We start from the raw sequence: 9917 nt of genomic DNA on the forward strand, positions 1-9917 counted from the left end.
GTACAGCATCCAAAACGAAGGCCGTCTGAAAATATTTCAGACGGCCTTCGTATGCCGACCATCGGCGGAAAATCCGGTATGCCCTACGTTCACCCATAACAGGCAGGAAACCTGTTGCCGCCGTCAGCAGCGCAGCAATAACGGCCACAGCACAACCGCTTTGCCGTATGCACCGACGGATGGTTCGTACAGCGCCCAAAACAAAGGCCGTCTGAAAATATTTCAGACGGCCTTCGTATGCCGACCATCGGCGGAAAATCCGGTATGTTCTACGTTCGTCCGCAACAGGCAGAAAACCTGTTGCTGCTGGCCCGCGTAAAACATTATCTGCAAAACACACCATCAGACCCAAAACGGAAACGCCGTCCGAATTCCGCCCGAATCTACCCGTTCTCCCCGCCGTCGGCATCAAACAGCCCCACATCAAACAAATCCGGTTCCACCGTCCGGCTGCGGCAGTCGAGCGTAATGTCTTCCACCGTCCGGCAGCAGCAGGGCAGGATTTCCCCCGGGGCAACGAAAGCCAGCGGAAAGTTGTCGTATTCCACTCTGCCCGCCAGAATTTTCACGCGGCACGAACCGCAATAGCCGCTGCGGCATTGGTATACGACATCATGCCCCGTGCGCTCCAGCCCTTCCAGCAGCGTTTCGCCTTCCTGAAGCTCGAAAATTTTATCGTGTGTGGTGATATGCGGCATGGCTTTGCAAACGGAAATCCGGCAATCAAACAAGGGGGATGGATTGTAACGCGGCGCGGCGTGATTGTGAAACCGCAAAACCGCCGCACCGCATTTTTTCAGACGGCCTGTACAGTCATCCGCAACCGTCCTATCGTATCCGGGCGCAGGGCAACGGCAAACCGCCGTCAAACGCAAGCACCTGCGTTTTCAGACGGCCTTCATTTTTCCAACGCTTCGTTCAATTTCCGTTCAATCAAATCCGCATCAAACGATTTCGCAATCAGCTCAAACCGCGAATCGCGCCGCCATGAAACTTGGTTCGCGCCCCATTGGCCGTCCACCCAGTTGAGCCACACCCATGTACCGAGCACTTGGAACACGCCTTTGGCGCGCACCAAACCTTCGGTCATTTGCGGCAATTCGTTGAAAAACCGGGTCAGCCGTTCGCCGTCGAAATCCTTTCCTGCCGGAAAAGTGAAGCCTTGCGACTGGAAACCCATGGTATTGTCGGGCAGGGTTTTGAGACGGTAGCGCGGTTTTTCGATAACGGACACATCCAGCCAGGCGATGTCCATCTGCGCATTGTGCGTTTCGGCAACCAAGGCTTTCGCAGGGAACAGCTTGGCGGCCTTGTCGCGGAACTCGGCCAACACTTCGGGCGTACACAAGTCGGTTTTACTGGCGACCAATACGTCGCACACACCGATTTGGTCTTTATAAAGCGCCTGCTGCGCATAATCGGGATTGACGAACTGGCGCGGGTCAACCACCGTAAACACCGCACCGACATCGATTTGGCTGTCGAGCGGCTTGGCTTTGAGTTCGTCGATCACACTGGCCGCATGAGCCAGGCCGCTGGCTTCAATCATCAAACGGTCGGGGCGGGCATCGCGCAGCATTTTCTGCACGGTTGCACCCAACTGCGGGCCTGCGGTGCAGCACAGGCAGCCGCCCGCGATTTCGGCCACAGGAATGCCGTTGTCGCTCAATACGGCACCGTCGATGCCGATTTCGCCGAATTCGTTGACGATGATCACCCATTTTTCAGACGGGTCTTTCTGCGCCATCAGGCTTTTAAGCGCGGTGGTCTTACCCGTACCGAGAAAGCCGGACACCAGATGGGCTTTGGTTTTTTTTACTTCTGGCATTTTTTGCAGATTCCTGTCAAAACAACATGTTCTTCGTGCAGCGCAAAGCCGCTGGAGGCCACGCCGGCACGCAATGCCTGCCACTCCCCGCTGAGCGTCTGCTCGTCCACCTCGCCGCATTCCGTGCACACCAGAATAAACGCGCTGTGGTGCGCTTCCGATCCGCTGCGGCTGTGGCAGTGGCTGCCGCATTCGTGCTGCGCATGGCTGCACAGCACATAACCGTTGACCGCCGCCACTTTGTGCAGCACGCCTTGGTCGGCCCAAAAATCCAATGCCCGGTAAGCGGTCGGCGGCGCGACCGCCCCGTCGCTCTGCTGCTGCATGTGCGATAAAACGTTGTAGGCTTTGATCACCCCCGTCTGCTGCAAAACAATGTCCAAAACCTGCTCGCGCAAAGCAGTTACCTGCACCCCGTTGCGCTTGGCCTGTTCAAGGATTTTCTGTTTGAAATTCTTCATGTCGTGTCTTTCAGACGGCCTTTGTTGAGGGGATTATAACAAAGCAAGGCCGTCTGAAAAGCATTTTTCAGACGGCCTGCATACCGGCCAAACCTTATTTAAACCAGGCTTTGATTCTCTGGAACAGCGATATGCTCTGCCGGTCGAAATCCTGCGTGGCGACAGCAGGAACGGGGGCGTTGCGGTGGACGGGCAATGCGCCGAAACTCTGGGCCACGGGCATGATTTCGATGCTGTTTACATTCATGTGCGCAGGGCGCTGGTAAAGCCATAATGCCGTGTCGGCAATATCTTCGGGACGAATGAATTCGACGTTTTCATACAGCTTGGCCGCCCGTCCATCATCACCTTTGAAACGGACGTTGGAAAACTCCGTACCGCCGCACAAACCCGGTTCGATATTGGTAACGCGCACGTTCGTTCCGGCCAAGTCGGCGCGGAGGTTGAGTGAAAACTGGCGCACAAAGGCTTTCGTTGCTCCGTAAACATTGCCGCCGGGATACGGCCAGTTACCGGCAATCGAACCCAAATTGATGATGTAGCCCTGTTTTTTCGCCACCATCTGCGGCAGGATTTTGCGGGTAAGATAGGTCAGACCGATGATGTTGGTGTGAATCATGGTTTCCCAGTCGGAAAAATCGGCTTTGTCCGCTCCGTCCAAACCCAAGGCCAAGCCGGCATTGTTGATCAGGCAGTCGATGTCGGCAAATTCGGGCGGTAGGCTTTGCAGGGCGGCATCCACCGATGCCTTGTCGGCCACATCCATTTCAAGCGGATGGAAACGGCTGTCGAGTTCGGTATGCAGTGCTTCGAGTTTGTCCAGACGGCGGGCTGCGCCGATAACGCGGTAACCTGCTTTTACAAAGGCACGGCACATGGCTTCGCCGAATCCTGCGGAAGCACCGGTAATCAGGATGGTCATTGCATTCTCCTTGCGTTTTTCAAAATATGGTTTCAGGCTATGATAAAATTACTGTGCTTTATGCTGCATCATATCATTAAAAACACAGTCAAAAGGACACAAAACCATGCAAACCAACTCTCTTTCCATTTTGGCCGCACTCTCGGCGGCACTGCTTTTGGGCGCCTGCGGCGGAAATTCCGGTTCAGGTGCCGCCAAAGGTTCGATTTCGGAAAACCGCACCGCATCGTTCAAATCCATGATGCCCAATTTCACGACCATGGGCAAAATGGTTAAAGGCGAAGAGACGTACGAAGCGGAAAAATTCAAAGCCGCTGCCGCTGCCTTTGCACAGGAAAGCCAAAAGCCGTTCCAATACTTCCAAAACGACCCCAACGGTAACGGCGATGCCCTGCCCGCCATTTGGGAAAAACCGGCAGAATACAAAGCGGTGGAAGACAAATTCCGCGCCGCCGTTGAAAATCTGAATGCCAAGGCACAAGCCGGAAACTTGGAAGAAATCAAAGCGGCATACGGCGAAGTCGGCGCAAGCTGCAAAGAGTGCCACCAAGCATTCCGCGCGCCCAAGTAATTATTCGGTTACCCCAAAAGAAAAGACCGTCTGAAAACATTTTTCAGACGGTCTTTCCTGTCGTGTGGCTTATACAGTCATCTTAGTTAGTATTTTGCCGTTCGGATTGCTGCCTGACCATCGGGGCGAAATTTTCATGAACATAGCGTAATTGCATTACATTTACGCCATCCCGTTTTGCCGCACATTTTTTTGGAAGGAATTTGTGATGCGTATTTCAGCTTTCATCGTGGCAGCCCTGTTTGTCGGCGGTCTCTACCATATCCAGAATTCGCCCGAACTTTCCCGCACGTTCAGCAAAGAAAACCTGCTGGGCGCGAAATTCAAAACCGAACCTGCCAAGCCGGTTCAAGACATGGCTTCTGCCAAACCCTGATTCATCGTGTTTTCCCGTAGTGTATTGTGGCCGTCTGAATTTCAGACGGCCTTTTTTTCCGCAGTGATATTGCCTTTTGCAGAGAAACGGAAAAACCCAACGGCGGAATACAATCCGCCGTTCTGCTTATTTCAAGCCTTTTTTCAGCAGGTCTTCATAACCGCCGTGGTTGGTTACGTTTGTATAGCCCATTTTTTTCAATTCCTGCAAGGCAACTTCGGCACGGCGGCCGCTGCGGCAGTAAAGGTTGACGGGGGCTTTTTTGTCGGGGCTGACGGCGGCGATTTTCGCGGCGATTTGGTCGGCGGGAATGTTAAGCGTGCCTTTCAGATGGCCCTGTTTGAATTCTTCGGGCGTGCGCACGTCAATCCAAACGCCTTTGGCTTTGGCAGGCTGTGCAGCAGTTTTTTCCGCAGGCTTCGGCGAAACGGCACCGACGCTAAGGGGCGAAGCCAGAGCAGCGGCAATCAGAGCGGTATGCAACAGTTTTTTCATGGTTTTTCCTTTCAACAAATGCAGGCGGTTAGGGAGTAGAAAATAACGGTTTTTTCAGACGGCCTGCGACGGGTATCGATAAAGCCGTATTGTAGTCCTGTGTCGGGAAACAGACGGAAGGCTTTGGTTTAGTCAGTTGTTCAAAATAAACCGGTTCTGCCAAGCGGTCTTCATATCACGCGGACAGATTCAGGCCGTCTGAAAACCGTTTTTCAGACGGCCTTTGCGCATTATCCGCGCTGGCTTTCAACTGCTTCCAACGCACGCAGGGCATAGGTATAGGCGGCACCGGCGTTCAAGGAAATGGCGGTGGCCAATGCACCGGCGATTTCGCTTTCGGTGGCACCCGCTTTAGCGGCGGCTTCGGCATGGACGCTGATGCAGCTTTCGCAACGGGTGGTAATGGCCACGGCGATGGCAATCAGTTCGCGGGTTTTCGCATCGAGTGCTTCGGCAGCGGCGGCCTGTTCGAGCGCACCGTAGGCTTGCAGCATTTTCGGATGTTTTTTACCCAGTTCGCCAAAAGATTTTTTCACATGGGCGGTGTGTTCGGGCCAATTTTGAAACATGGCGTGGTCTTTCATATAGGATGGGAACACTGTTATTATTGCAACAATACAACGGATATAATCTGCAAAAAATCTCACTTTATGGCAAAAAAACCATGGATATTTTAAACAGGCTGGTTTCGTTGGCACAGTTGCGCGGCAGCGTGGACGTGATGTGCCGTTTTCAGGGCAATTGGTATGTGCGCCACGCCGCAGGCCGCGGGCAGGGCGTTGCGCATGTCGTGACCGAAGGCTCCGGTTTTATGCAGAGTGCGGAAGGAATCCGGCAGCTTCAGGCCGGCGATGTGGTGTTTTTTCCGCGTTCGGCCGAACACATCCTCAGCAGCTCGGCAACCTGCGACAACAGCGGCGACGTACCGCAGCGCAGCCGCAACGGTGCGTTTATCGTGAACGAAAGCACAGGTGCCGAAGAAGGCCGTCTGAATCTTTTCTGCGCACGTTTCGAGTACGACCGCCATGCCGACTTGATGGACAGCCTGCCTGAAATGCTGCTGCTCGATATGAACGGGAGCGGGCTGATACATTTGGCCGCATTGCTGAAAGCGGAAGCCGCATCGCCGCAGCACGGCTCGGAAGCGGTGGTGGATGCGCTCGCATCCGTACTGCTGGTACAGATTCTCCGCGCCTATCTCGACCAAAGCCGTGTCGAACTGCCCGAAGGCCTGTTGAGCGGTTGGCGCAATCCGCGTTTGAACCCGCTGATACAGGATGTGCTCAACGCACCCGAAAAAACTTGGAAAGTGGAAGACATGGCCGCCCGTGCCAACCTTTCGCGTGCCCAACTGATGCGGCTGTTCAAACGGCACACCGGTACCAGCCCCCATGCGTTCGTCAACCGCATCCGTTTGCAGCAGGCCGCGCTGATGCTGCGGCAAAGTAACGAATCCGTGTTGTCCGTGGCGTTGTCATCAGGCTTCCAATCAGAAACGCATTTCGGCAAAGCATTTAAAAAATACTACGGCGAAACGCCGGGCAGTTACCGCAAAAACGGCAGGCAGACAGAAGAAACGCAGGAACGCTGGATTTGGGAGATTTAAGGCCGTCTGAAACCTGTTCCTCCGCAGTGGCCAAACCGTAAACACGGCTATCCATACTGTTTATAAAGCTTTATTTTCCAAGCTGATAAATTCCTTTTTGCACTATATTGGCTGTTAATAGTGATTTGATTAACCATGAATTACAAGGCACTATGACGAACCTAGAAGCAGGATACTGCCGCAAACATTGTTTGGAAAGGAATTTACATAAAAATGAATAACTTATTAAGTGCCAGAATTTCGAAACTGGTTTACCGGCCGCAACCGTCGGAAACCGGTTTGGCCGCGCTGGGGGCTTTTGACAAAATTTTACTGTTATTGCGCAATCTTTATGATTACATGGATTCGGAAAACGACGGTAAAACGATGTTGCAGCAGATCAAACTGCGCATGACCCACAACGGCAAAAGCGGTTTTCTTACTCTGGATGCCGCGCACCCCGAAGACAGCCGCGACCAAGTCCGCCAAAAACGCTGGACGGTGTATTACCGCATCGGTCATGCTTTGGAAAAACTCGACGGCAAAATCGACGTTGCGCTGGAAGACATCAGCGTTGCCAAAAGCGTGTCGAAATCGGTTATCGGCATGCGCCTTGAAAGAATCATCGGCAATACCGGCATCCCGTCGGAAATCAGTCCGCTGGTTTACCACGAAGAATCCCAAACCGACCATATAGACCACCTGTCACAGGAAATCGCAACCACCGTCAAGACATTCAAGGAGCGCAGCCGTACCGACGCTGCGCACTTTCGGGAAGAGGGAGAAGCCGAAGCTGCCCAAGCAGGCAGCCTGCGTGAGAAAGCGCAGAACCTTATCCGCAAAGACCACGCTGCAACCCGCGTCGTTCGCACCGCCGCCGAAGCCGAAACTCGACAAATCCCCGAAGAACGGCAGCCCTCGTCCGCAGCGGCGGCCGCAGCCCCTGCAAAAAGCCCTGTTGCAGCAGTACCGCCCGTTCAGACGGCCCAAGCAGAACCCGCCGCCCAAACCGCCGAGACCGAAACCGCTGCATTTGATTTGCGTGCACAAGCCGAACGCCTGATCCGCAGCGACCGCCGCCACGGCATCCAAATCGCCCGCAATACGATATCGGAAACCGTTGCCGCGGCAGGTACGGTATCCGCCCAAGCGGAAAGCGTAAAGGCGGAAGTTGCCGAATCCGTTCAAATTGAAACGCCTAAAGTCGAAGCTACTGAACCCGTTCAAGTCGAAACAGCGAAAGTTAAAACTGTCGAACCTATTCAAGTTGAAACGGTCAACGTCGAAGCTGCCGAACCTGTTCAAGCTGAAGCGGCCAAAATCGAAGTTGCCGAACCTGTTCACGCTGAAACGGCAAAAGTCGAAGCTGCCGAACCTGTTCAAGCTGAAGCGGCCAAAATCGCAGCTGTCGAGCCCGTTCAAGTTGAAACGGTCAAATCAGAAGCTGCCGAGCCCGTACAAGTTGAAACAGCAAGAATTGAAACTGTCGAACCCGTTCAAGCTGAAGCCGCCAAAATCGAAGCTGCCGAACCTGTTCAAGTTGAAACGGCGAAAATTGAAACTGTCGAACCTGTTCAAGTTGAAACGGTCAAATCCGAAGTTGCCGAACCTGTTCAACCCGCAGTACAGCCTGACGAGGAAGTAGAACGCAGCGTACACAATTTCACGACCCGCAAAGGCAATACGGTCAAAAGCATCATCACCCGCAAAGGCAGCAGCGTTTCCCGCATCAATACCGCAGTCCGTGTCGAAACCTATCCGCGCGGCAGCATGAGGGCGGTAAAACCGATCATTACCTCGAATGTCCGTTTTGTAAGCGCCAAATAAGGCAGCGCAATCCAAAGGCCGTCTGAACCCGTTTTCAGACGGCCTTTTTAGCCCGCCGCCCCAAGCCGTAACGAATCGGCTATAATCGCCGTCATTTCCGCTGTATTTAAAAGGACATCCCATGAACCGTTTTTACCCCCACCCGATTATCGCCCGCGAAGGGTGGCCGTTTATCGGCGGCGGACTACTGCTCGCGCTGGTTTTCTCGGCCTGCTGCGGCTGGTGGTCGCTGCCTTTCTGGCTGTTTACCGCTTTTGCCCTGCAATTTTTCCGCGACCCTGCCAGAGACGTACCCGAACAGGCGGATGCGATACTCAGCCCTGTTGACGGGCGGATTGTGGTGGTGGAACGCGCCGAAGATCCCTACCGTAAAACCGAATCGCTGAAAATCAGCGTATTTATGAACGTTTTCAACGTCCATTCGCAAAAATCGCCCGCAGACGGCGTGATTACCGCCATCGAATACAACAAAGGCAAATTTCTCAATGCCGATCTCGACAAAGCCAGTACCGAAAACGAGCGCAACGCCGTATTGCTGACCACGGCAAGCGGCCGTGAAATTACTTTCGTGCAGGTTGCCGGCCTGGTGGCTCGGCGCATTCTCTGCTATGCGAAAAACGGCGAACGGCTGCGTCGCGGCGAACGATACGGCTTTATCCGTTTCGGTTCCCGAGTGGATTTATACCTGCCTGTTGATGCGCAGCCGCTGGTATCCATCGGCGACAAAGTAACCGGTGTCAGCACCGTTTTGGCCCGCCTGCCGCTGGAAGCTCCTGCTGCCGAGCCGCAACCCGCCGTCACCAATCATGCCGCTGCCGACGACAGGCCGTCTGAAACCGTTCAGACGCAAGATGTCAGCCAAGCCGATATTGAAAGCGCAGCCGAAAAGGTCCGCGAATCGGCAAGCAAAGAAGTCGGAGAATAAACCGCAACATTAAAGGCCGTCTGAAAAGTTTTTCAGACGGCCTTTTGGCGGCTTGTATCACACACATTTTCGGACAAACACCGCCTTTTGTTCGGCAATCCGGCAACAATATTGCCAAGTGCCGGCCTAATATGTATATACAGATTCCAATTCTTCAGCCCGTTTCATGGTTTCTTCCAAATAGCTTGAAGATTGGTTGACATCAAGGCTGGTACCGCCGCCGATAATGGATTTTACTTTTTCATCGCGCGATTTAATCCAAGCCCTTTATTTTGTGCGTAAAACTTGCTTCTCATTTGCAGGCAAAGTCCGCATGGCTTTTTGATATGCTGCGTTCAACCTTTTATCTTGGTAATCCGTTTCATCGGCAATGCAACCCAGCAGAGCAGCTGTTACACCACCCGAATTATCTATGCATGAAAGATATTCCTTAGAATAACTTTCAGCATAGGACAACGGGGAAAACAAAACAGAAAAAAATAAAATGAATGTAGCTGTTGATTTCATCACTGTAATCCTTAAGCGGTAGATCGGGCATTGATGTCCCTGATGCACTCATGCAAACCGTTTTCGTGTCGGAAACACTGAAATGATAGGGCATCACCAGAATAGTCCAAAATAATTTAAGGCCGTCTGAAAAGCAGATTCGCTTTTCAGACGGCCTTTCAAATTTCAACCTGATTCATGCAACATCAAACCAAGCCTTTTTTCTCCAAATAGCTTTCGTAATCACCCAAGTAATGTTCGTAGCCGCCTTTGCCATCCAACTCGATGATTTGGGTGGCGAGCGATGAAACAAACTGGCGGTCGTGCGAGACGAAAATCAGCGTGCCGTTGTATTTTTCCAAGGCCATGTTCAGCGATTCGATGCTTTCCATATCCATGTGGTTGGTCGGTTCGTCCATCACCAAGACATTCGGTTTCAAC

The 9917-nt window shown here is 53.1% G+C and carries 12 protein-coding genes and 1 pseudogene; 5 read left to right on the forward strand and 8 right to left on the reverse strand.

The features are described 5' to 3' along the window. Positions 1-383: 383 nt before the first annotated feature. The 4 genes from yfaE to ACEYDX_RS03315 form a co-directional block, all read right to left on the reverse strand. Positions 384-698 (reverse strand): class I ribonucleotide reductase maintenance protein YfaE, encoded by a 315-nt coding sequence (yfaE, locus tag ACEYDX_RS03300; RefSeq protein ID WP_373740613.1) that lies wholly within the window; start codon positions 696-698, stop codon positions 384-386. Between the two features lie 200 nt (positions 699-898). Then, on the reverse strand, positions 899-1828 hold the full coding sequence (locus tag ACEYDX_RS03305; protein ID WP_373740614.1) for a GTP-binding protein: 930 nt from the start codon (positions 1826-1828) through the stop codon (positions 899-901). After that, positions 1816-2289, reverse strand: a complete 474-nt coding sequence (locus ACEYDX_RS03310) for a Fur family transcriptional regulator (protein WP_373740615.1) — start codon at positions 2287-2289, stop codon at positions 1816-1818. The genes ACEYDX_RS03305 and ACEYDX_RS03310 overlap by 13 nt, the downstream gene beginning before the upstream one ends. Before the next feature lie 94 nt (positions 2290-2383). Continuing rightward, positions 2384-3211 (reverse strand): SDR family oxidoreductase, encoded by an 828-nt coding sequence (locus ACEYDX_RS03315; protein ID WP_373740616.1) that lies wholly within the window; start codon positions 3209-3211, stop codon positions 2384-2386. 106 nt (positions 3212-3317) lie between these two features. On the opposite strand from ACEYDX_RS03315, the gene ACEYDX_RS03320 reads away from it, so the two are divergent. Further along, the gene (locus ACEYDX_RS03320) at positions 3318-3782 is read left to right on the forward strand and encodes a cytochrome b562 (RefSeq protein WP_373740617.1); all 465 of its coding nucleotides are present in this window, start codon (positions 3318-3320) and stop codon (positions 3780-3782) included. A 208-nt stretch (positions 3783-3990) separates the two neighbouring features. Continuing rightward, complete coding sequence (locus ACEYDX_RS03325; protein ID WP_373740618.1) at positions 3991-4158, forward strand: hypothetical protein; 168 nt, start codon at positions 3991-3993, stop codon at positions 4156-4158. Positions 4159-4284: 126 nt separating this feature from the next. On the opposite strand, the gene ACEYDX_RS03330 is transcribed toward ACEYDX_RS03325, so the two are convergent. Then, positions 4285-4653 carry a rhodanese-like domain-containing protein gene (locus tag ACEYDX_RS03330; RefSeq protein ID WP_373740619.1) on the reverse strand — a complete coding sequence of 123 codons (369 nt, stop codon included), beginning with the start codon at positions 4651-4653 and terminating at the stop codon, positions 4285-4287. Between the two features lie 230 nt (positions 4654-4883). Further along, positions 4884-5222, reverse strand: a complete 339-nt coding sequence (locus ACEYDX_RS03335; RefSeq protein ID WP_373740620.1) for a carboxymuconolactone decarboxylase family protein — start codon at positions 5220-5222, stop codon at positions 4884-4886. 95 nt (positions 5223-5317) lie between these two features. Here ACEYDX_RS03335 and ACEYDX_RS03340 point away from each other — a divergent pair, with 95 nt between their 5' ends. From ACEYDX_RS03340 to ACEYDX_RS03350, 3 genes are all read left to right on the forward strand, one after another. Continuing rightward, positions 5318-6259: a cupin domain-containing protein gene (locus tag ACEYDX_RS03340; protein ID WP_373740621.1), complete on the forward strand. Its 942-nt coding sequence runs from the start codon at positions 5318-5320 to the stop codon at positions 6257-6259. Between the two features lie 213 nt (positions 6260-6472). Next, complete coding sequence (locus tag ACEYDX_RS03345; protein ID WP_373740622.1) at positions 6473-8065, forward strand: hypothetical protein; 1593 nt, start codon at positions 6473-6475, stop codon at positions 8063-8065. 121 nt (positions 8066-8186) lie between these two features. Next, on the forward strand, positions 8187-8990 hold the full coding sequence (locus tag ACEYDX_RS03350; protein WP_373740623.1) for a phosphatidylserine decarboxylase: 804 nt from the start codon (positions 8187-8189) through the stop codon (positions 8988-8990). A 267-nt stretch (positions 8991-9257) separates the two neighbouring features. Here ACEYDX_RS03350 and ACEYDX_RS03355 read toward each other — a convergent pair whose 3' ends face one another. Further along, complete coding sequence (locus ACEYDX_RS03355; RefSeq protein ID WP_373740624.1) at positions 9258-9497, reverse strand: lysozyme inhibitor LprI family protein; 240 nt, start codon at positions 9495-9497, stop codon at positions 9258-9260. 185 nt (positions 9498-9682) lie between these two features. Next, positions 9683-9917: pseudogene (locus tag ACEYDX_RS03360) on the reverse strand (ABC-F family ATPase); the annotation flags it as partial.

It is taken from the genome of Neisseria sp., assembly GCF_041804105.1.
In the GTDB taxonomy this organism is placed as follows: domain Bacteria; phylum Pseudomonadota; class Gammaproteobacteria; order Burkholderiales; family Neisseriaceae; genus Neisseria.

Bases quoted from the DNA above. Each gene is read 5' to 3' on its own strand.
- yfaE (WP_373740613.1), bottom strand. From the start codon at position 698: ATGCCGCATATCACCACACACGATAAAATTTTCGAGCTTCAGGAAGGC.
- ACEYDX_RS03305 (WP_373740614.1), bottom strand. From the start codon at position 1,828: ATGCCAGAAGTAAAAAAAACCAAAGCCCATCTGGTGTCCGGCTTTCTC.
- ACEYDX_RS03310 (WP_373740615.1), bottom strand. From the start codon at position 2,289: ATGAAGAATTTCAAACAGAAAATCCTTGAACAGGCCAAGCGCAACGGG.
- ACEYDX_RS03315 (WP_373740616.1), bottom strand. From the start codon at position 3,211: ATGACCATCCTGATTACCGGTGCTTCCGCAGGATTCGGCGAAGCCATG.
- ACEYDX_RS03320 (WP_373740617.1), top strand. From the start codon at position 3,318: ATGCAAACCAACTCTCTTTCCATTTTGGCCGCACTCTCGGCGGCACTG.
- ACEYDX_RS03325 (WP_373740618.1), top strand. From the start codon at position 3,991: ATGCGTATTTCAGCTTTCATCGTGGCAGCCCTGTTTGTCGGCGGTCTC.
- ACEYDX_RS03330 (WP_373740619.1), bottom strand. From the start codon at position 4,653: ATGAAAAAACTGTTGCATACCGCTCTGATTGCCGCTGCTCTGGCTTCG.
- ACEYDX_RS03335 (WP_373740620.1), bottom strand. From the start codon at position 5,222: ATGTTTCAAAATTGGCCCGAACACACCGCCCATGTGAAAAAATCTTTT.
- ACEYDX_RS03340 (WP_373740621.1), top strand. From the start codon at position 5,318: ATGGATATTTTAAACAGGCTGGTTTCGTTGGCACAGTTGCGCGGCAGC.
- ACEYDX_RS03345 (WP_373740622.1), top strand. From the start codon at position 6,473: ATGAATAACTTATTAAGTGCCAGAATTTCGAAACTGGTTTACCGGCCG.
- ACEYDX_RS03350 (WP_373740623.1), top strand. From the start codon at position 8,187: ATGAACCGTTTTTACCCCCACCCGATTATCGCCCGCGAAGGGTGGCCG.
- ACEYDX_RS03355 (WP_373740624.1), bottom strand. From the start codon at position 9,497: ATGAAATCAACAGCTACATTCATTTTATTTTTTTCTGTTTTGTTTTCC.